A 21,949-nucleotide genomic window follows, 5' to 3' on the forward strand; every position below is an offset into this window, starting at 1 on the left:
GTTGCTGGCATCCCGAAAACGGGCGTAATCTTGGAGCAGATGGATGGGTGGCAGCGAGCCCAAAAGTTTTGCTGCATAACAGAAAGGTTGCAAAATGAGTACAGTCCATTCATCAATTGATCAACACCCTGATTTGTTGGCTCTGCGTGCCAGCTTCGACCGCGCCGCCGAGTCGACGATCGCGCATTTCACATTCGGTCTGGCCCTGCTGGCGGGCCTGTATGTGGCTGCATCGCCGTGGATCGTCGGCTTCAGCGCCACCAGAGGGCTGCCAACGTGTGACCTTATCGTGGGGATCGCGGTCGCGTACTTGGCGTATGGGTTCGCGTCTGCCCTGGATCGCACACACGGCATGACCTGGACGCTACCCGTGCTCGGTGTGTGGGTCATTTTCTCGCCGTGGGTGCTACCAGGGGTCGCGGTGACGGCTGGCATGATGTGGTCGCACATCATCGCAGGTGCGGTGGTAGCCGTCCTGGGCTTCTACTTCGGGATGCGCACGCGGGCCGCGGCTAACCAAGGATAGTTCGAAGTTCGCGAGCCAGAGGGCAACTCGGGAATGTCCTGGCCGGGGCGGTCCCGGCCAGGCAGCGGCTAGTTGCGGCTAGCCGCAGACCGCGCCGACCGCGGCAGAGCTGACCAGCTTGACGTACTTGGACAGTACGCCAGTAGTGTAGCGCGGCGGTGGAGGACTGAAATCCTGTTGTCGGGACGCGAATTCGGCCGGATCGGCCAACACATCGAGAACGCGGCCGGCCACGTCGAGCCGGATCCGGTCGCCGTTGCGCAGAAGTGCGATCGGTCCGCCGTCGACCGCCTCCGGTGCGATGTGGCCAACGCACAGGCCGGTGGTTCCACCGGAGAACCGGCCGTCGGTCAGCAGTAGAACATCTTTACCGAGTCCTGCGCCTTTGATCGCGCCTGTGATGGCGAGCATTTCGCGCATCCCGGGGCCGCCCTTGGGTCCTTCGTACCGGATTACCACGGCGTCGCCCACGGTAATGGTGCCATCCTCAAGGGCGTCCAGCGCAGCGCGCTCGCCGTCGAAAACTCTTGCGGTGCCTTCGAATACGTCGGAATCGAATCCGGCGGTCTTGACCACCGCACCTTCGGGTGCCAGCGATCCGTGCAGGATGGTGATGCCACCGCTCGGGTGGATCGGGTTTGCCAACGCACGTAGCACCTTGCCATCTGGATCCGGCGGGGTGATGGCAGCCAGATTCTCGGCCATGGTGTGACCGGTAACCGTCAGGCAGTCGCCGTGTAGCAGACCGGCGTCCAGCAGCGCCTTCATAACCACCGGCACACCGCCGATGTGATCGACGTCGGACATCACATGGCGGCCGAACGGCTTGACATCGGCCAAATGCGGCACCCCCGACCCGATCCGGCTGAAGTCCTGAAGCGATAGTGCGACGTTGGCCTCGTGGGCGATGGCCAGCAGATGCAGCACCGCGTTGGTCGAGCCGCCGAACGCCATTACCACCGCGATGGCGTTCTCGAACGCCTCCTTGGTGAGGATGTCGCGGGCGGTGATGCCGCGGCGCAGCAGCTCGACGACGGCCTGACCGCTGCGACGCGCGAACCCGTCGCGCCGGCGGTCGGTCGCCGGCGGTGCCGCGCTGCCCGGCAACGACATGCCGAGCGCCTCGGCGGCGCTGGCCATGGTGTTAGCGGTGTACATGCCGCCGCATGCCCCTTCGCCGGGGCAGATTGCCCGCTCGATGGCATCGACGTCGGCGCGACTCATCAAACCGCGAGAGCACGCTCCGACCGCCTCGAAGGCGTCAATGATGGTGACGTCTCGTTCGCTACCGTCGGAGAGCTTGGCCCGGCCGGGCAAAATAGAGCCCGCGTAGAGGAACACCGCCGCCAGATCCAGTCGTGCGGCGGCCATCAGCATTCCGGGCAGCGATTTGTCGCATCCGGCCAGCAGCACCGAACCGTCGAGTCGTTCGGCCTGCATCACGACTTCGACGCTGTCGGCGATCACCTCACGGGAAACCAGCGAGAAGTGCATCCCCTCATGACCCATGGAGATGCCGTCCGAAACCGAGATCGTGCCGAACTCAAGCGGATAGCCGCCGGCCGAAAACACCCCCTCCTTGACCGCGTTGGCCAGCCGGTCCAATGAGAGATTGCACGGCGTGATTTCGTTCCACGACGACGCGACCCCGATCTGTGGCTTCGCGAAGTCTTCGTCGTCCATGCCCACCGCCCTCAACATGCCCCGGGCAGCGGCCTTCTCCAGGCCGTCGGTGACGTCTCGACTGCGGGGCTTGATGTCGGCGACCGTCGAGACGGAAGCGGCTTCGTCGGTGGTTTGCGGCATTGTTCAAGTATGCGGCCCAAGGATGCGCTCGCCGCGGCACGGTTGCCAAATTCTAGGTCCGATACCCCGCTGGGGTACAAGATATGATGGGTAGCATGCCTGGGCCCTGCTTTCGGGTTGGCGAGTATCTCTGGAGATGGCGAGTAAATGACAGCAGCACACGGCTACACGCAGCAAAAGGACAACTACGCCAAGCGGTTGCGTCGCGTCGAGGGGCAAGTGCGCGGCATCGCGCGAATGATCGAGGAAGACAAGTACTGCATTGACGTTCTGACCCAGATCAGCGCCGTCACCAGTGCGTTGCGGTCGGTGGCGCTGAACCTGCTGGACGAGCACCTGAGCCACTGCGTCACCCGTGCCGTGGCCGAGGGCGGTCCTGGGGCTGACGGCAAGCTGGCAGAGGCCTCGGCAGCAATCGCGCGCCTGGTTCGTTCCTGATCGCCGCGTGTTGAAGCGCAAACCTGCCCACCACCCGTTGGTGCGGTGCGTACGGTAGGGGCAGCGTAATCGTGCCCTGAACGACCCCGAACCATCGAACTTCGCGGCCGATTCCGCGCAGGACGCGATGACTGCCCCAACCGGAACCTCCGCCACTACGACGCGACCGTGGACGCCACGGATCGCCACGCAACTGTCCGTGCTGGCTTGCGCGGCCTTTATCTATGTCACCGCCGAAATCCTGCCAGTGGGCGCGCTGTCGGCGATAGCGCGGAACTTGCGCGTCAGCGTGGTCCTAGTTGGGACCTTGCTGTCCTGGTATGCCCTTGTCGCGGCCGTGACAACGGTTCCGCTGGTGCGTTGGACCGCACACTGGCCGCGCCGCCGGGCCCTGGTGGTCAGCCTGGTCTGCCTGACCGTCTCGCAACTCGTCTCGGCGCTGGCGCCCAACTTCGCGGTGCTGGCCGCCGGGCGGGTGCTCTGCGCGGTCACCCATGGCCTGCTGTGGGCGGTCATCGCGCCGATCGCCACCCGGCTGGTGCCGCCCAGTCACGCCGGGCGCGCCACGACGTCGATCTACATCGGAACCAGTCTGGCGCTGGTCGTCGGTAGCCCACTCACGGCTGCCATGAGCCTGATGTGGGGTTGGCGGCTGGCGGCGGTGTGCGTGACCGGCGCGGCGGCCGCGGTCGCCCTGGCCGCCCGGCTGGCGTTGCCGGAGATGGTGCTGCGCGCCGACCAGCTCGAGCACGTTGGCCGACGGGCTCGTCACCACCGTAATCCTCGCCTGGTCAAGGTCAGTGTGCTCACGATGATCGCGGTAACCGGCCATTTCGTGTCCTACACCTACATCGTGGTGATCATCCGCGACGTCGTCGGTGTACGTGGGCCGAATCTGGCCTGGCTGCTCGCCGCCTATGGGGTCGCCGGCCTGGTGTCCGTGCCCCTGGTGGCGCGGCCGTTGGACCGTTGGCCCAAGGGCGCCGTCATCGTCGGTATGACCGGACTGACGGCGGCGTTCACCTTGCTGACCGCGCTGGCATTCGGTGAACGCCACACCGCGGCGACGGCACTGCTGGGCACCGGTGCGATTGTGCTGTGGGGAGCCTTGGCCACTGCCGTGTCACCGATGCTGCAATCGGCGGCGATGCGTAGCGGCGGCGACGACCCCGACGGGGCCTCAGGTTTGTATGTGACGGCGTTTCAGATCGGCATCATGGCCGGCGCTCTGCTGGGTGGGCTGCTCTACGAGCGCAGCTTGGCGATGATGCTGACCGCGTCGGCGGGTTTGATGGGTGTTGCGTTGTTCGGGATGACGGTTAGCCAGCACTTGTTCGAGAATCCGACTCTGAGTCCCGGCGACGGCTAACACAGCAGGTCAGCGGGACCAGTTGGTGCCGCTATGCCACACTGGGCTGAAGAACGTCACCGGAGGGAAAGCAATTATGTCGCGCTGGAAGCAGGGCTGGACGAGGGGGAGTCTATTCGCCGCTCTGAACATAGCCGCAGTGGTTGCGGTGCTGATGCTGGGTGCTGGCGTTGCCGTGGCGGACCCGGACGCGGCTCCCGGCGATCCCGGAGGTCCCGGGGGCCCCGGGGGCACAGCGGGACCCGTCGACCCGCCGGCAGTTGACCTGTTGGCGCCGCCACCCGACCCGTTGGCGCTGCCGCCGGCACTTGACCCGTTGGCGCCGCCGCCACCTGACCCGCTCGCGCCGCCCCCGCCTGACCCGCTGGCAGTGCCGGTAGCAGCGGGCCCCGTTGCCGGGCAGGATCCGACACCGTTTGTTGGCCCGCCGCCGTTCCGGCCGCCGACGTTCAATCCGGTCGACGGCGCGATGGTCGGTGTGGCCAAGCCGATCGTCATCAACTTCGCGGTGCCGATCGCCGACCGGGCGATGGCCGAAAGCGCCATCCACATTTCGTCCATCCCGCCCGTGCCGGGCAAGTTCTACTGGATGAGCCCGACTCAGGTACGCTGGCGCCCGTTTGAGTTCTGGCCCGCCAACACCGCGGTAAACATCGATGCGGCCGGCACCAAGTCGAGCTTCCGGACCGGTGATTCGCTGGTGGCCACCGCCGACGACGCCACGCATCAGATGACAATCACCCGCAACGGCGTCGTGCAAAAGACCTTCCCCATGTCGATGGGCATGGTGTCCGGCGGCCACCAGACCCCGAATGGCACCTACTACGTGCTTGAGAAGTTCGCCACCGTGGTCATGGACTCCTCGACGTACGGGGTCCCGGTCAACTCGGCCCAAGGCTACAAGTTGACCGTCTCCGACGCCGTCCGGATCGACAACAGCGGCAACTTCGTGCACAGCGCGCCGTGGTCGGTGGCAGATCAGGGCAAGCGCAACGTCACCCACGGCTGCATCAACCTCAGCCCGGCCAACGCGAAGTGGTTCTACGACAACTTCGGCAGCGGTGACCCGGTCGTCGTGAAGAACTCTGTCGGGACTTACAACAAAAACGACGGTGCCCAGGACTGGCAGATCTAACGGCCGCGCGGTTGCCCACGAGTGACCCGTAGCCAATCGCGGCTCCCCTTACTGGAGCTTTACTGAAAGCAGGTCAGCGACAGCATCGTGTAGTGCCGAAGCAGCCGGCGGGCGCAGTCTTTCACCACCAGGTTGCGCCTGCCGTCGAGACTGTAGGCGGCGTCGACCGCCCAGAAGGCGAACAAGCTGGTCGATAGGTAAGCGGCCATGTCCTCGCAGCGCAGCAGTGCCTCGGCCACATCCTCGAGCAGGTGTTTGACCGAGCGCGCGGCCTCGGCATGGCTCATGCCGAGCAAGTCGAAGTGCCAATCGGCGGGCGGGTCTTGGTCTTCGTCCAGCGGCAGCGTCTTTAGCACCTCGGAGATTAGCGCGTGAATCTGCAGCGGACGTAGACAGTCGGCCGGGCGGGGCTGCTGAATGTCGGCAAGCCAGCCCAGCAACCGCTCGTATAGCCGATCTGCTGACATCTCGCGAATCAGGTTGCGCGCCCACTTCCGCGGTTCCTCGCGGTTGTCGTGGTAAAGGATCAGATCCAGCGGGCCATGCTTGTCGAACCGCATCAGGCGCCAGATCAGGTCGAAGAACTCCTCCGCTGACAGGACCTCACCGTAGGGAATCGTCAGTTCGCGGTTGCGGATCTCGCGCACTTCGGGGGCCTCGGTGGCCGCCGAAATCCATTCCTCGAACCGCGCGCCGTCGATCTGCTTTGTCTGCAGTGGTAGCGATACCGGACGTTGCGGGGTTTTCTTCCACTTGAGGAGCAGTTCGGCAATCTCGTCAGCGGCGGCGCACAGGGTGGCAATAAATCGCTGCTGGTAAGACTCGTCGGGTACACCCCTAGTCAACAGCTCGCTCAAGGAGACATCCGAACTGTCCTCGACATCGCTGACCATCCGCCCTGGATTGTCGGCGACGCGGTGGAAAACCAGAATGATGCAGCTGCGAGCACTTCCGGAGGCGGTGCGGAAGCGGTGATGCACCAGCGAGCCAGCGGCGAATACACTGCTCAGCGGTCGCTCGGAATCGGTCACCTCGATCACCGTTGGGTGGTCCTGACCGCCCAGCTGGCGCTGCGCGTCGAACACCTTGCGGATGCTGTCGGGGGTGGTGAAGATCGATGCATTTTCACTCGACCACGGCACCCCGTCCTCGTTGACGAAGCAGGTGCGGGCGAGTTTATGGGTGCCGGGTAGGAAGGTGAAATTCTGTCCCGCTGGCCCCTGCGCGGTTCCGCGCCGCCAGGTAATGAGGATCTTGTATTCGTCGTTGAACGGGGTGTTGTCGATATGCAGCATGTTGTCCTGGGCCAGGACCGACAGCGGTTCGGCGTCCTTGCCGCGTGCATCGATCATTCTGATCGGTCCACCGACGGCATAGGAGATCAACGCGATCATCAAGGGGTGCACCAGCGCGCCATTGACCGCTGGATCGGTCAGCATTCCGGGGCTTCGCCGCAGGTCTAGGAAGCGGTGAATGAAACTGCGACTGCCCTCCCGGGCCATGAGTTCGTCGTAGCGTTTTACCAATTCCAAAAAGTCGTCCGACTCGACGATGTCGGCAAGGACGACTGCGCCCTGCTCGGCCATCTGATCGATGAGGTCTCGTAGTGCCGCGGTGGCGATTTCGGCAGCTTCTGAACCCTGGGCCGCCAGCGCGTCGGTCAGCTCCTGCAGCAGTTTCCTGCGGTAGGACTCCTTGTCATCTAGATCACGGAATCGTTTGTAGGCCCAGGCGGCGGGCAGCTGGTCCTGTGACACCAGCTCGGGACCGATCGGTGGTGCGTATTCCAGCGGCAATATGTCATCGGCGGCGAACTTGGTCAGCTGGATTCCGTCGGAATTATCCGGCAAGGCCTGGGTGGTCGCAGTCTGACCGAGTGAGCTCATGTCCCGGGAAATCTGAATCACCTCCGCTTTCGCGTATTGCGCAAGAACTCGGTTCGTTGACCCGTCGAGGTCGACTGCAGAACGTACCTCCGGAGGCGGCGTTATCGCCAGACCTATTACCTGGGAGTCTGCCCGAAAGGGAAAACCCGGTGTCCTTTCTGGTTATCGAAGTGACCGGAATATTCGGTGCCGGCGGCGCACACGCGAGAATGGATGCCGCGCACGAGTTTATGCGCTTGTTCGGGTTCTGCCCGAAAGGGAAGACTTGATTTCCCGTTAGTTCAACCACCGGGTGATCGGCGCACTGAACGAGAAAGGATATGGCGAATGCGCACGAATTGCTGGTGGCGGTTGTCCGGCTATGTCATGCGGCATCGGCGCGATCTGCTGTTGGGATTCGGGGCGGCGCTGGCCGGCACCGTCATCGCCGTTTTGGTTCCGCTGGTAACCAAGCGTGTCATAGACGACGCGATCGCGGCCGACCACAGACCGCTGGCGCCCTGGGCCGTGGTTCTGGTCGCCGCCGCCGGGGCGACCTACTTGCTGACGTACGTACGCCGGTACTACGGCGGTCGAATTGCCCACCTGGTACAGCATGACCTGCGCATGGACGCCTTTCAGGCCCTGTTGCGGTGGGACGGCCGACAACAGGACCGGTGGAGCAGCGGCCAGCTCATCGTCCGCACCACCAATGACCTGCAACTGGTGCAGGCGTTGCTGTTCGATGTGCCCAATGTGCTCAGGCATGTGCTGACACTGCTACTAGGTGTCGCGGTCATGACCTGGTTGTCGGTGCCGCTTGCGCTGCTTGCGGTGCTGCTGGTACCCGTGATTGGCCTGATCGCCCACCGCAGCCGCCGGCTGCTGGCCGCAGCCACCCACTGTGCCCAGGAACACAAGGCCGCGGTCACCGGAGTCGTCGATGCGGCGGTCTGCGGAATCCGGGTCGTCAAGGCGTTCGGGCAGGAGGAGCGGGAGACGGTCAAGCTGGTGACGGCATCCCGCGCGCTCTATGCTGCCCAGCTGCGGGTGGCCAGGCTCAACGCACACTTCGGTCCGCTGCTGCAAACCCTGCCCGCGTTGGGTCAGATGGCGGTCTTCGCGCTCGGCGGATGGATGGCCGCGCAGGGCAGCATTACGGTGGGCACCTTTGTTGCCTTCTGGGCCTGCCTGACATTGCTGGCGCGGCCGGCATGCGATCTGGCGGGGATGCTGACCATTGCCCAGCAGGCGCGCGCCGGCGCGGTGCGGGTACTCGAACTCATCGACAGCCGGCCGACGCTGGTTGACGGCACCAAGCCGCTGTCGCCGGAGGCTCGGTTATCACTGGAGTTCCAGCGGGTGTCCTTCGGATATGTGGCTGACCGCCCCGTGCTCCGCGAGATAAGCCTGTCGGTCCGGGCCGGGGAGACCCTGGCGGTGGTCGGTGCGCCGGGCAGCGGCAAATCCACGTTGGCGTCGCTGGCGACGCGTTGCTACGACGTCACACAGGGCGCGGTGCGGATCGGTGGTCAGGATGTGCGCGAGCTGACGCTCGACTCGCTGCGGTCAGCCATCGGCCTGGTACCCGAAGATGCCGTCCTGTTCTCCGGAACGATCGGTGCAAACATCGCCTATGGCCGCCCGGATGCGACGCCCGAACAGATTGCCACGGCGGCCCGGGCGGCGCACATCGAGGAGTTCGTCAACACTCTGCCGGACGGGTATCAGACGGCCGTCGGTGCGCGCGGACTGACGCTGTCCGGCGGGCAACGCCAACGCATCGCCCTGGCCCGGGCGCTACTGCACCAGCCGCGGTTGTTGATCATGGACGACCCGACCTCTGCCGTGGATGCGGTCATCGAATGCGGAATTCAGGAGGTGCTGCGGGAGGCGATCGCGGATCGCACCGCGGTCATTTTCACCCGCCGCCGATCCATGCTTACCTTGGCCGACCGGGTCGCGGTCCTCGACTCCGGGCGCCTGCTCGATGTCGGCACCCCCGACGAGGTGTGGGAGCGCTGTCCCCGCTATCGGGAATTGCTGTCGCCCGCGCCGGATCTCGCCGATGACCTGGTTGTCGCGGAGCGCTCGCCGGTGTGTCGACCGGTGGCCGGGCTCGGCACCAAGGCCGCGCAGCACACCAACGTCCACAACCCCGGGCCTCACGATCACCCACCCGGCCCCGACCCGTTACGCCGCCTGCTGCGTGAGTTCCGCGGCCCGCTTGCGTTGAGCCTGCTGTTGGTGGCCGTGCAGACCTGCGCGGGTCTGCTGCCGCCCCTGCTCATCCGCCACGGTATTGACGTCGGGATTCGCCGCCATGTGCTCTCGGCGCTTTGGTGGGCAGCGCTCGCCGGCACCGCCACCGTGGTCATTAGGTGGGTCGTGCAGTGGGGGAGTGCCATGGTCGCCGGATACACCGGTGAGCAGGTGCTGTTTCGATTGCGGTCCGTCGTCTTCGCCCATGCCCAGCGCCTGGGCCTGGACGCATTTGAAGACGACGGAGATGCCCAGATCGTCACCGCGGTCACCGCCGACGTCGAGGCCATCGTGGCGTTCCTGCGCACGGGTCTGGTCGTTGCCGTGATCAGCGTGGTGACCCTGGTCGGCATTTTGGTGGCGCTGCTGGCCATCCGCGCCCGGCTGGTGTTGCTGATCTTCACCACCATGCCGGTGCTTGCCCTTGCGACCTGGCAATTCCGTCGGGCGTCGAATTGGACCTATCGGCGGGCGCGGCACCGGTTGGGGACGGTAACCGCCACGTTGCGTGAGTACGCGGCGGGGTTGCGGATCGCCCAGGCGTTCCGCGCCGAATACCGGGGACTGCAAAGCTATTTCGCTCATAGTGACGACTATCGCCGACTTGGGGTGCGCGGGCAGCGGCTGCTAGCCCTGTACTACCCGTTCGTGGCATTGCTCTGCAGCCTGGCGACCACCCTGGTCCTGCTCGACGGTGCACGCGAGGTGCGAGCGGGGGTGATCTCGGTCGGAGCGCTGGTGACCTATCTGCTCTACATCGAGCTGTTGTACACGCCGATAGGCGAACTGGCGCAAATGTTCGACGATTACCAGCGTGCGGCGGTGGCGGCCGGGCGGATCCGGTCGCTGCTGAGCACGCGGACACCGTCGTCGCCGGCGGCACGACCGGTGGGGACGTTGCGTGGTGAAGTGGTTTTCGACGCCGTCCACTATTCCTACCGAACACGAGAAGTGCCGGCACTGGCCGGCATCAACCTGCGAATTCCGGCCGGGCAGACGGTGGTGTTCGTCGGCTCCACCGGATCCGGGAAATCCACCCTGATCAAGTTGGTGGCGCGGTTCTACGATCCGACCCATGGGACGGTCCGAGTCGACGGATGCGACCTGCAGGAGTTCGATGTCGACGGCTATCGCAACCGGCTCGGCATCGTGACGCAGGAGCAGTACGTCTTCGCCGGGACGGTCCGCGATGCCATCGCATACGGACGGCCCGATGCCACCGATGCCCAGGTCGAACGGGCTGCGCGGGAGGTCGGTGCCCATCCGATGATCACCGCACTCGACAACGGGTACCTGCATCAGGTCACCGCGGGTGGGCGCAATCTGTCCGCCGGTCAGCTGCAGTTGCTCGCATTGGCCAGGGCGCGTCTGGTTGACCCCGACATTCTGCTGCTGGATGAGGCCACCGTGGCCCTGGATCCTGCCACCGAGGCCGTGGTGCAGCGGGCCACCCTCACCCTGGCAGCCCGTCGGACGACCTTGATCGTGGCTCACGGGCTAGCCATCGCCGAACACGCCGACCGCATTGTCGTGCTCGAGCACGGCACCGTTGTCGAGGACGGCGCCCACACCGAACTTCTCGCTGCTGGGGGCCACTATTCGCGGCTGTGGGCGGCCCATACTCGACTGTGTTCGCCGGAAATCACTCAGCTTCAATGTATTGACGCATAGACGTCACCAAGCCACCGAATGGGTGGCGAGTTGACCGGGCGCCGGATCCCGACGGTTGTGGTTGATCTGCCGAATCAACGGCTTCTGGCCACGAACATGTGTCCGCGACTGGCGTTCTGCGATACCAACCCAATCGGTTACTATAGAAACTGTTCCCGCCGACAACTAACTCCCTTGTTCGCGTGGAGGGGTTCTCGGGTCCGGTCAGCGAGGTCCGGAGCGGGGCGGAAATTTCATTGAACAGCCGTAGAAGTTCAGCCAGGACCGGAACGGATCCAGCGGCAAGCATGCCTTCAGGAGCCATGTTGTCGAATCAGTGCCTAGGGCTGGGGGCGCCCGGAAGGAACACCACAGGGGGGACCGACATTCCGCATGTGGTCAAGCGCAGCGGAGCGAAATTCCGCGAGGAGTTCATCCTCCGTCCGGACCGGGTGCAAATGGCACCGGTGAATGTCATTTCGGTCGCGGTGGTGGCGAGCGACCCGTTGACCCGCGATGGAGCTTTGGCCCGACTCTCGTCTCACCGGGAGCTCGACGTGCGCGCTTGGCAGGCTGGATGCGAAACCTCGGTCCTGCTCGTGCTGGCCACCACGATCACCGCGCCTCTTCTATGCCAGATCGAGGACGTGCAGAAGGATGGCCCCAGTCACGCGCCGAAACTGGTCGTCGTCGCCGACGAATTCTCCGCTGAACAAGTTTTCCGGATGATCAAGCTGGGGTTGACCGGGTTGTTGTATCGCAGCCAGAGCACGTTCGACTGCATCGTCGAGACAATCCGGTTGTCCGCCGAAGGCCGCCTGCGACTCCCCGAACGTGTCCAGCGTTACCTGGTCGGCCGCATCAAGTCCACCCCGACCGCCGAACCTGACACACCGTGCGCCGCCGCTCTTGCCGAGCGTGAGGTGGCGGTGCTGCGTCTGCTAGCGGACGGCTTGAGCACGCACCAAGTGGCGGTGCAGCTCAACTATTGCGAGCGCACGATCAAGAACATCGTTCATGACATAGTGACGCGGCTGAAGCTCCGCAACCGCACGCATGCCGTCGCACATGCGCTGCGCGCGGGCCTCATTTGATTGATGGCCGGCGTCCGACGTACGTGCGGCCGGGCCGATCCCAAGCGAGTGGTGTAACGTGCACGGTAGCCATTATGTATAGCAACATACATATGCCTCGGATGGAGCGGCGATGCAAGGTCCACGCGAACGGATGGTGGTCTCGGCCGCGCTGTTGATTCGGGAACGGGGAGCCCACGCCACCGCCATCTCGGATGTGCTGCAGCACAGCGGCGCACCGCGGGGGTCGGCCTATCACTACTTCCCGGGCGGTCGTACCCAACTGCTATGCGAGGCCGTCGATTACGCCGGAGAGCATGTCGCCGCCATGATCAACGAGGCCGAGGGGGGCCTGGAGCTGCTGGACGCGCTGATTGACAAGTATCGCCAGCAGCTGCTCAGCACCGACTTTCGCGCCGGCTGCCCGATCGCCGCGGTCTCGGTGGAGGCGGGCGACGAACAAGATCGCGAGCGGATGGCCCCGGTGATCGCGCGTGCAGCGGCGGTGTTTGACCGCTGGTCGGACTTGACTGCCCAGCGGTTCATTGCCGACGGCATACCGCCGGATCGGGCGCACGAGCTGGCGGTGTTGGCGACGTCGACGCTCGAGGGCGCAATCTTGCTGGCTCGGGTGCGGCGCGACCTGACGCCGCTGGATCTGGTTCACCGCCAGCTGCGCAACCTGCTGCTGGCCGAGCTGCCCGAAAGGAGCCGATGATGACCAGCTCTGATTGGCTGCCCACCGCGTGCATCCTCTGCGAGTGCAACTGCGGCATCGTCGTGCAAGTCGACGATCGCCGACTGGCCCGCATCCGGGGCGACAAGGCGCATCCGGGGTCTGCGGGCTACACCTGCAACAAGGCGTTGCGGCTGGACCATTACCAGAACAACCGGGCTCGCCTGAGCTCGCCGATGCGCCGCCGAGCCGATGGCACCTACGAGGAGATCGACTGGGACACGGCGATTGTCGAGATTGCCGAGGGATTCAAACAGATCCGTGATACCCACGGCGGGGACAAGATCTTCTACTACGGCGGCGGCGGACAGGGCAATCACCTCGGCGGCGCCTACAGCGGCGCCTTTCTGAAGGCACTGGGGTCGCGCTACCGGTCGAATGCGCTGGCGCAGGAGAAGACCGGCGAAGCCTGGGTCGACTTCCAGCTGTACGGCGGTCACACGCGCGGCGAGTTCGAGAACGCCGAGGTGTCGGTGTTCGTCGGGAAGAACCCATGGATGTCGCAGAGCTTCCCGCGGGCCCGGGTCGTGCTCAACGAGATCGCCAAGGATCCCGGCCGGTCGATGATCGTGATCGATCCCGTCGTCACCGACACCGCGAAGATGGCCGACTTCCATCTACGGGTGCAACCGGGTTGCGACGCCTGGTGCTTGGCGGCTTTGGCCGCGGTCTTGGTCCAGGAAAACCTCTGTAACGAAGCCTTTCTTGCCGCGCACGTGCACGGAGTGGACACCGTGCGCGCCGCCCTGCAAGAGGTCCCGGTCGCCGACTACGCGCAGCGTTGCGGGGTGGACGAGGAGTTGTTGCGTGCCGCGGCCCGGCGCATCGGCACCGCCGCGAGCGTGTCGGTGTTCGAAGACCTGGGAATCCAGCAGGCGCCCAACAGCACCGTCTGCTCCTATCTGAACAAGCTGCTGTGGATCCTGACCGGCAACTTCGCGAAAAAGGGTGGCCAACACCTGCATTCGTCGTTCGCTCCGCTGTTCAGCCAGGTCTCCGGCCGCACACCGGTCACCGGTGCGCCTATTATCGCGGGCCTGATCCCGGGCAACGTGGTGCCCGAGGAGATCCTGACCGAGCACCCGGATCGGTTTCGGGCGATGATCGTCGAGAGCGGCAATCCGGCTCACTCGCTGGCCGATTCAGCCGCCTGCCGGGCGGCATTCCAGGCGCTGGAACTGATGGTGGTCGTCGATGTCGCCATGACCGAGACGGCCAGGCTCGCCCACTACGTGCTGCCGGCGGCGTCGCAGTTCGAGAAGCCGGAAGCCACATTCTTCAATTTCGAGTTTCCACGCAACGGCTTTCAGTTGCGCCGGCCGTTGTTTCCGCCACTGCCCGGAACACTGCCCGAACCCGAGATTTGGGCGCGGCTGGTGCGGGCACTTGGCGTAGTCGACGAAGCGGACCTGCGGCCGCTGCGAGAGGCCGCTGCTCAGGGTCGCCAGGCGTATACCGAGGCGTTCCTCGCGGCGGCGGCGACCAATCCCACCGTGGCGAAACTGACCGCCTATGTGCTCTATGAAACGCTCGGGCCGACGCTGCCGGACGGTCTGGCCGGGGCGGCCGCGTTGTGGGGACTTGCCCAGAAGACGGCGATGGCCTACCCTGACGCCGTCCGCCGCGCCGGCCACGCCGACGGCAACGCGCTGTTCGACGCGATTCTCGAGCGCCCCTCCGGGGTCACGTTTACCGTGCACAACTACGAAGACGACTTCGCTTTGATTAGCCACCCCGATCACAAGATCGCCCTGGAGATTCCGGAAATGCTGGCAGAGATCCGGTCGCTGACCCAGACCCCGTCGCGGTTGACCACGCCTCAACTGCCGATCGTGCTGTCGGTGGGCGAGCGCCGCGCGTACACGGCCAACGACATCTTCCGTGACCCGTCCTGGCGCAAACGCGACGCCAACGGGGCGCTGCGGGTCAGCGTCGAAGACGCCCAGGCCCTGGGACTGGCCGATGGGTGCCTGGCTCGTATCACGACCGCGGCGGGCAGTGCGGAGGCGACGGTGGAGTTCACCGAGACGATGCTGGCCGGACACGCCGCGCTGCCCAACGGCTTTGGGCTGGACTACACCGGCGACGACGGGCGCACCGTCGTCGCCGGTGTCGCCCCGAACGCACTTACTTCGACGAGATGGCGCGACCCCTACGCCGGCACCCCCTGGCACAAGCACGTGCCCGCCGCCATCCGCCGAGCAGACGCAGAATCGCCCATTTGGTAGCCCAAATGGGCGATTCTGCGTCTGCTCGCGGGGTCTTAGCCTAGTTCCAGATCCGGACCCTGCGCTGCGGGTCCAGAAACAGCGCGTCATCCTCGGTGACGTCGAAGGCCTGATAAAAAGCGTCCACGTTGCGAACCACACCGTTGCACCGGAACTCCGGCGGGGAGTGCGGATCGACCGCCAACCGGCGGATTGCTTCGGCTGCACGCGATTTGGTTCGCCATATTTGTGCCCAGCCGAAGAACACCCGTTGCATGCCGGTCAGCCCGTCGATAACCGGAGCGGGGTTGCCGTTCAGCGAGAGCTGGTAAGCCAGCAGGGCGATCGACAGCCCGCCCAGGTCGCCGATGTTCTCGCCTATGGTGAACGCGCCTTGCACATGAGGCGGGCCGGGGTGGTCGACGAGATCGCGCGGCGTGTAAGCGTGGTACTGCTCGATCAACGCTTTGGTGCGGGCGGCGAACTCGGTGCGATCGTCGTCGGTCCACCAATCGACCAGATTGCCGTCGCCGTCGTATTTGGCGCCCTGATCGTCGAAACCGTGCCCGATCTCGTGCCCGATCACCGCCCCGATCCCGCCGTAGTTGGCGGCCTCGTCGGCCTGCGGATCGAAAAATGGTGGCTGTAAAATCGCTGCGGGGAAGACGATTTCGTTCATCCCCGGGTTGTAGTAGGCGTTGACGGTTTGTGGTGTCATGAACCACTCGTCGCGGTCAACCGGGCCGAAAAGCTTGGCTAGCTCGCGGTCATGGTTGACGGCGTAGCCGCGCTGGACGTTACCGTAGAGGTCGTCGCGGTCGATCGCCAGCTTCGAGTAGTCGCGCCACTTGATCGGATAGCCGACTTTGGCGGTGAACTTGTTCAGCTTCGCTAGCGCGCGTTGCCGGGTCTGCGGCGTCATCCAATCCAGCTCGCTGATGCTGATCCGATACGCCTCCTGCAGGTTGTCCACCAGGGTGTCGATGCGGGACTTGGCATCCGGCGGGAAATGGCGTTGTACATAGAGCTTTCCGACGGCATCGCCCATCAGGTTCTCCACCAGTGACACCCCACGCTTCCAACGGTCCCGAAGCTGCTGTGCGCCGGTAAGCGTGCGGCCGTAGAATTCGAAGTCCTCGGCGACCAGGGCGCGGGTCAGCCAGGGGGCCCGGGCGCGGATCAAACGCCAACGCGCCCAGCATTTCCAGTCTTCAACGTTAACGCTCGCCCACAGCGAGGCAAAGGTGACGAGGTAATCAGGTTGGCGCACAACCAGTTCCGTCATGGCGTCCGGAGCGCTCCCCAATGCGGTCACCCAGCTGACCCAGTCGAAACCCGCCCCTTCGGTCTGCAGCTGGGCAAACGTGCGCAGGTTGTAGCCAAGGTCGGCGTCGCGGCGCTTCACCACATCCCAATGCGCGTCGGCGAGTTTGGTCTCCAGCGCGACGATGCGGTCCGCGGTTTTGGCATGGTCACGGCTCTCGCCCCCGTACACCAGGCCGAACATCCGGGCGATGTGCCCCGGGTAGGCCGCTAGCACGGCGGCGTGTTGCTCGTCACGGTAGTAGGACTCGTCGGGTAATCCGATGCCGGATTGGGTGAAATGCACCAAGTAACGGGTCGAGTCTTTGGAATCGGTATCGACATAGACTCCGATGCCGCCGCCCACGCCGGCACGTTGCAGAGTGCCAAGGGCGGCGGCCAATTCGGTGGCGTCGGCCGCGCTGTCAATCGTGGCCAATTCGTCGTGCAGCGGTTGCACCCCTGCGCGCTCGACGGCTTCCTCGTCGAGGAAGCTGGCGTAGAGGTCGCCGATGCGCTGCGCATCGGTGCCTACCGCAGCACCTGCTTGGCTGGCCTGGATGATCAGGTCTCGCACTTGTGTCTCGGCGCGGTCGAACAGGCTACGGAAGGCGCCGTCGGTCGCTCGGTCCGCTGGTATCTCGTGTTCAGCCAGCCAGCGGCCGTTAACGTGGCCGAACAGGTCGTCTTGGGGTCGGGCATCAGCGTCGATGTGGCTCAGGTCGATACCCGAGGGGATGGCAAGTGTCACCCCGCCATCCTTCCACCTCTTTTCGGGTGCAACGATCGGGCCATGCCTGACGGGGAGCAGAGCCAGCCACCGGCCCAAGAAGATGCGGAAGACGACTCGCGGCCCGACGCCGCGGAGGCCGCCGCGGCCGAACCCAAATCATCAGCCGGTCCGATGTTCTCGACCTACGGTATCGCCTCGACACTACTCGGCGTGCTATCGGTCGCCGCGGTCGTGCTGGGTGCGATGATCTGGTCCGCACACCGCGATGACTCCGGCGAGCGTACCTACCTGACCCGGGTCATGCTGACCGCCGCTGAATGGACGGCCGTGCTGATCAACATGAACGCCGACAACATCGATGCCAGCCTGCAGCGACTGCACGACGGAACGGTCGGTCAACTCAACACCGACTTCGACGCTGTCGTGCAGCCCTACCGGCAGGTGGTGGAGAAGTTGCGGACGCACAGCAGCGGCAGGATCGAGGCGGTAGCGATCGATACGGTGCACCGCGAGCTGGATACCCAGTCCGGTGCCGCCCGACCGGTAGTAACCACGAAATTGCCACCGTTTGCCACTCGCACCGACTCGGTGCTGCTGGTCGCGACGTCGGTCAGTGAGAACGCCGGCGCCAAACCCCAGACCGTGCACTGGAACTTGCGGCTCGATGTCTCCGATGTGGACGGCAAGCTGATGATCTCCCGGTTGGAGTCGATTCGATGAGAAATGCTTGGCGGCTGGTGGTGTTCGATGTCCTGGCACCACTGGCCACGATCGCCGCCCTGGCCGCGATCGGCGTCTTGCTCGGCTGGCCCCTGTGGTGGGTTTCGACGTGCTCGGTGTTGGTGCTGCTGGTGGTCGAAGGTGTGGCAATCAACTTCTGGCTGTTGCGTCGTGATTCGGTAACCGTCGGTACCGACGACGATGCGCCCGGGCTGCGACTGGCCGTTGTCTTCCTGTGCGCCGCCGCGATCTCGGCGGCGGTGGTGACTGGGTACCTGCGCTGGACGACACCGGACCGCGACTTCAATCGGGATTCCCGGGAAGTGGTGCATCTTGCCACGGGGATGGCCGAGACGGTCGCGTCATTCTCCCCGAGCGCACCGGCCGCCGCTGTTGACCGGGCCGCGGCGATGATGGTGCCCGAACATGCGGGCGGGTTCAAGGAGCAATACGCCAAGTCCAGCGCCGATCTCGCACGGCGCGGTGTTACGGCCCAGGCCGCTACGCTGGCGGCCGGCGTGGAGGCGATCGGGCCGTCGGCAGCCAGTGTTGCGGTGATTCTGCGGGTTAGCCAAAGCATTCCCGGCCAGCCGACCAGTCAAGCGGCGCGAGCGCTGCGGGTGACCTTGACCAAGCGGGGCAGCGGCTGGCTGGTGCTCGACGTGACGCCGATCAACGCTCGCTAAGAGTCGGCGGCACGTACGGATTTGGCTCTGACGAACCGGTCCGACAGCCGCCGCATCCGGATCATCAGCGAGGCCGACGGGCTCACGATGCCGTCGAGGTAGGCGGTCAGGTCCTGCGCTGTGACGCCAATGCGCGACGCGAATTCCTGTCGTTGCAGGCCAGAGCGGTCCAACAGGAGCCCAACCTGACGGGCCACCTCGGCGCGCTCATTGGCGTCTAGGTGAGTACGGGCCCGGTCCAGCACCTCCCAAAAGGCGTTGGCGATGCCGGTCGCCGGTATGCCCTCGAGGACTTCTTCGACTTGGCGTGCTGTCCGCCCGTAGGGGTCGCGCTTGAGCGCGGCCGCTATGCGTTGCCAGGTGGCGATGTCGCCACTTTCCAGCGCCGAACGAATGGCGACGGTAGGCCAGAACTCGACCCGCCGGTCGACGTCCGGCTCGCTCCACGCGACGGTGGGTTGTTGCGGCGGTGCGGGGTGTGGCTCGGCTGCCAACGTCACCTCGCCTCCTCCAACATCGCCACGGCCACCGACAGGCAACGCCGCCGGACCTCTTCCCACTTTGCCTGGGCATCAGCTCCGGGCGACTGGTCACCGAGGTCAGACGGTTGCGGATCTGCCAGGCGACCAACCAACTGGGTGGCCATCCATTGCCGCCCGGGTGCTTGACAAGAGTAGTACCGATCCATCCCAGCCAGCACCGCGGCGGCGGTTTCGGGTGCCATCGTATCGACCAGGTCAGCAAAGTCGGCGTAGTCGTGGCTGCTGTTTCGGGACATGATCAGGTAGCCCTTGAAGCGCAGCGTTTCCGCGCCGGTTGGGATCTGCAAGCGGTCACCGGTGGGCAATGCGACGTTGGTCGTCTCCACCGGGCTGCGCCGCCGGTAGCCGGGGCCCGCCCGGTGAGTCTGCACCCCCCCGCACTCCCAGGTGGTTGTCTGAAGCGCGTCGAGGGCGACCGCGAGCCGCTTGCGCCACACGGTGACCGGGTGCACCGGGCGCTGGCCCCATGATATCGCCCGGGCGATGCCGTTGCGGTAGGCCAGCTGCACCTGGTCGAGCGCCTTACCGTCACATCCACACCCGGTGAAGGCGAGCGGATCGGTAACGCAAATGGCGTCCGGCGCAAGTCGCTTGAGCTTGGCCGCCGACTTGAGCACCATCCGCACATCCGCGCTGGGCGGGATCGCCGCGGCGAAGTCGTCAGGAATGACCACGACGTCACCGAGGTCGACTTTCGGCAGCGGTCGGTCGAAGTCGACCGACGGCAAGATGTGGGCCAGCCATCGGGGCAACCACCAGTTCCATCGGTCAAACATCGCCATCAATGCCGGTACCAGCACCAGCCGCACGACGGTGGCGTCCACGGCGATCGCGACCGCGCACGCCACGCCGATCTCGGCCACTAGCGGCATGCCGGCGAACGCGAACCCGCAAAACACCGCGATCATGATCAACGCGGCGCTGGTGATCGTGCGCGCGCTGGTGCGCACACCGTACGCGACCGCGTCGCGGGTCTGGCCCGTCTGCAGGAACCGCTCCCGGATTCGCGTAAGCAGGAAGATTTCATAGTCCATCGACAACCCGAACGTCATCGCCAGGACCAGCGGGGGAACGGTGCTGTCGATCGAATGAAGCGCCGGGAAACCGAGCCCCCGTGCCCAGCCCCACTGGAAGACCATCACCAGGCTGCCGTAGGCGGCGGCCACCGACAGCAGCGTCATCAGCACGCCCTTGAACGCCAGGAACACCGAGCGGATTGAGATCAACAACATCAAAAACGCGATCACCGCCACGAAGACCAGCACCAGCGGTTGCGTCGCGGACACCCGGTCGTCGAAATCCTTGATCAGAGCGGTCGGCCCGCCGACGTCCACTTGTGCCGCGCCGGCAACCCGGGGTAGCTGGGTCCGCATCCAGGTGATGGTGTCGCGGGCGCCCAAATCCTCGGGATCGACCGATAGCACCGCGCTGAGCAAAGCGCTGCCGTTGTCGTCGGCGAATCGCGGTGGGGCCACCGAAACGACGTTGGGCGCCTGTGCGATCCGATGACGGATTGCGGCGATTGTCTGGCTATGTTCGGGTGCGGACGCACCGCCGGCGTCAAACCTGACCAGCACCTGAACCGGGCCCAGCGCGCCCGGCCCCAGCGCTTGGGCCGCGGCCGCTGCGCCGGTGCGGATCTCGTGTGACGAGTCGAACTGGCGCAGCAAGCTGTTGCCCAGCACCATCAAGGTTGCCGGTGCCGCCATGACAAGCAGCACGGTCGATGCCGCCAGTGCTGTGATCCAGGGTCGGCGCATCACCCACCCGACCCAGCGGGACCAGAACCAAGATTGCGTGCTTGCCGGCCGCCGCGACCAGTGCACTAACGCTGACCGCTTGGCCGCCGCGCGGGCAAATGTTGCTAGCACGGCAGGTGTCAGGGTGGCCGACGTCAGCATCGCAACCGCGACCGCGAGAATCGCCCCGGTGGCCATCGATCTCAGCGCCGGGGTGTTGATCAGGTAGATCCCGGTCAGCGACGCGATGACCGTCATACCGGACAACACCACAGCCAACCCCGAAGTGGCCATCGCGGCGTCGACCGCGTCGGGCGGCCGGCGTCCGCAACGCAGTTCCTCGCGGTAGCGCATCAGGATGAACAGGGAGTAGTCGACGGCAAGCGCGATGCCGAACATCGAAACGGTCGATGTCACGAACACCGACATGGTGGTGTGCATCGACAACACAAACACCAGGCCCATGGTGATGACGACCGTGCAAACGGCGAGTGCCAGCGGGATCGCTGCGGCGGCCAACGAGCCGAAAACCGCAACCAGGACCATCAGAATGATAGGCAGGTTCCAGCGTTCGGCGTTGGCAATATCGTGTTTGGTGTTTGCCGCCGCGGCCGCGGACAGCGCGCCCTGCCCGATGACATAGAGCCGCACTTTGCCGTTGGCAGTTTGCCCGGACTGATCGCCTTTGACGCCTATTCGGTCGCGCAGCTTTTTGGCGACGTCACTGGTGCCCGCGTTGCGGGCGTCCAGCCGCAGCGACACCACATACGGCCGGTCCGGTTGCGGGGGCCGTTGGGTGGGGTTGGGTGCCTCCGTCACCCCAGGCAGTTCGCTGGCTATTTGTCGCAGTAGCGCGACGGCATTGTCGATGTCTTGGTAGCTAGCATCCGGTCGGGGGGCCGCTACCAGCGCCAGCGCCGGGGCTCCCCGGTCCGGGTAGTGCGCGTCGAGTTGGTCGTGGACCAGCAATGACTGCGACCCGGCGACTTCGAAACCGCCACCGGTTAGATTCCCCGACTGCGTCATCGCCAGGTAAACCGCCGGCACTAACGCCAGCAACCAACCCGTGAAGACCAACCAACGGCACCTGCGCAGGTTGCGGCTCAAGCGCATCATGAACTGCTGGATTTCGGACTCCCCGTACTCTCGCGCAGTGCGTG

The 21,949-nt window shown here is 65.2% G+C and carries 15 protein-coding genes; 10 read left to right on the plus strand and 5 right to left on the minus strand.

Features of this window, described 5'->3' with window-relative positions; translation table 11 throughout:
- Positions 1–94 precede the first annotated feature (94 nt).
- Positions 95–526 carry an SPW repeat protein gene (locus FF952_RS01015; RefSeq protein ID WP_003401141.1) on the plus strand — a complete coding sequence of 144 codons (432 nt, stop codon included), beginning with the start codon at positions 95–97 and terminating at the stop codon, positions 524–526.
- Positions 527–604: 78 nt separating this feature from the next.
- Here FF952_RS01015 and ilvD read toward each other — a convergent pair whose 3' ends face one another.
- On the minus strand, positions 605–2,332 hold the full coding sequence (gene ilvD, locus FF952_RS01020) for a dihydroxy-acid dehydratase (RefSeq protein ID WP_003900824.1): 1,728 nt from the start codon (positions 2,330–2,332) through the stop codon (positions 605–607).
- A 147-nt stretch (positions 2,333–2,479) separates the two neighbouring features.
- Here ilvD and ricR point away from each other — a divergent pair, with 147 nt between their 5' ends.
- The 3 genes from ricR to FF952_RS01035 all read left to right on the plus strand — a co-directional run bounded on the left by ricR (position 2,480) and on the right by FF952_RS01035 (position 5,274).
- Entirely contained in the window at positions 2,480–2,770 is a 291-nt protein-coding gene (gene ricR, locus FF952_RS01025) for a copper-sensing transcriptional repressor RicR (protein WP_003401147.1), read from the plus strand.
- Positions 2,771–2,897: 127 nt separating this feature from the next.
- Positions 2,898–4,139, plus strand: a complete 1,242-nt coding sequence (locus FF952_RS01030; RefSeq protein ID WP_003401149.1) for an Rv0191 family MFS efflux transporter — start codon at positions 2,898–2,900, stop codon at positions 4,137–4,139.
- A 76-nt stretch (positions 4,140–4,215) separates the two neighbouring features.
- Positions 4,216–5,274: a L,D-transpeptidase gene (locus tag FF952_RS01035; RefSeq protein WP_003908487.1), complete on the plus strand. Its 1,059-nt coding sequence runs from the start codon at positions 4,216–4,218 to the stop codon at positions 5,272–5,274.
- 59 nt (positions 5,275–5,333) lie between these two features.
- On the opposite strand, the gene FF952_RS01040 is transcribed toward FF952_RS01035, so the two are convergent.
- Positions 5,334–7,181 carry a hypothetical protein gene (locus FF952_RS01040; RefSeq protein ID WP_003401153.1) on the minus strand — a complete coding sequence of 616 codons (1,848 nt, stop codon included), beginning with the start codon at positions 7,179–7,181 and terminating at the stop codon, positions 5,334–5,336.
- Positions 7,182–7,487: 306 nt separating this feature from the next.
- On the opposite strand from FF952_RS01040, the gene FF952_RS01045 reads away from it, so the two are divergent.
- From FF952_RS01045 to FF952_RS01060, 4 genes are all read left to right on the plus strand, one after another.
- Positions 7,488–11,072: an ABC transporter ATP-binding protein gene (locus tag FF952_RS01045; protein WP_003905250.1), complete on the plus strand. Its 3,585-nt coding sequence runs from the start codon at positions 7,488–7,490 to the stop codon at positions 11,070–11,072.
- A gap of 437 nt (positions 11,073–11,509) precedes the next feature.
- A complete protein-coding gene (locus tag FF952_RS01050) occupies positions 11,510–12,145 on the plus strand; it encodes a response regulator transcription factor (RefSeq protein ID WP_003901824.1) in 636 nt (211 codons plus the stop codon).
- 112 nt (positions 12,146–12,257) lie between these two features.
- A complete protein-coding gene (locus FF952_RS01055) occupies positions 12,258–12,842 on the plus strand; it encodes a TetR/AcrR family transcriptional regulator (protein WP_003401168.1) in 585 nt (194 codons plus the stop codon).
- Complete coding sequence (locus FF952_RS01060) at positions 12,842–15,088, plus strand: molybdopterin oxidoreductase family protein (RefSeq protein ID WP_031656368.1); 2,247 nt, start codon at positions 12,842–12,844, stop codon at positions 15,086–15,088. The genes FF952_RS01055 and FF952_RS01060 overlap by 1 nt, the downstream gene beginning before the upstream one ends.
- Before the next feature lie 40 nt (positions 15,089–15,128).
- Here FF952_RS01060 and zmp1 read toward each other — a convergent pair whose 3' ends face one another.
- A complete protein-coding gene (gene zmp1, locus FF952_RS01065; RefSeq protein ID WP_003401172.1) occupies positions 15,129–17,120 on the minus strand; it encodes a zinc metalloprotease Zmp1 in 1,992 nt (663 codons plus the stop codon).
- A 42-nt stretch (positions 17,121–17,162) separates the two neighbouring features.
- On the opposite strand from zmp1, the gene FF952_RS01070 reads away from it, so the two are divergent.
- Both FF952_RS01070 and FF952_RS01075 read left to right on the plus strand, forming a co-directional pair.
- A complete protein-coding gene (locus tag FF952_RS01070; RefSeq protein ID WP_003401181.1) occupies positions 17,163–17,822 on the plus strand; it encodes a hypothetical protein in 660 nt (219 codons plus the stop codon).
- Positions 17,819–18,508, plus strand: a complete 690-nt coding sequence (locus tag FF952_RS01075; protein ID WP_003401184.1) for a hypothetical protein — start codon at positions 17,819–17,821, stop codon at positions 18,506–18,508. The genes FF952_RS01070 and FF952_RS01075 overlap by 4 nt, the downstream gene beginning before the upstream one ends.
- Here FF952_RS01075 and FF952_RS01080 read toward each other — a convergent pair.
- Both FF952_RS01080 and mmpL11 read right to left on the minus strand, forming a co-directional pair.
- On the minus strand, positions 18,505–19,008 hold the full coding sequence (locus FF952_RS01080) for a hypothetical protein (RefSeq protein ID WP_003401187.1): 504 nt from the start codon (positions 19,006–19,008) through the stop codon (positions 18,505–18,507). The genes FF952_RS01075 and FF952_RS01080 overlap by 4 nt on opposite strands.
- Positions 19,005–21,905, minus strand: coding sequence for an RND transporter MmpL11 (gene mmpL11, locus FF952_RS01085; RefSeq protein ID WP_003401190.1), 2,901 nt, complete (start codon positions 21,903–21,905; stop codon positions 19,005–19,007). The genes FF952_RS01080 and mmpL11 overlap by 4 nt, the downstream gene beginning before the upstream one ends.
- Between the last annotated feature and the right edge of the window lie 44 nt (positions 21,906–21,949).

The sequence above is a fragment of the Mycobacterium tuberculosis complex sp. N0072 genome (genome assembly GCF_030323725.1).
GTDB lineage: Bacteria > Actinomycetota > Actinomycetes > Mycobacteriales > Mycobacteriaceae > Mycobacterium > Mycobacterium tuberculosis.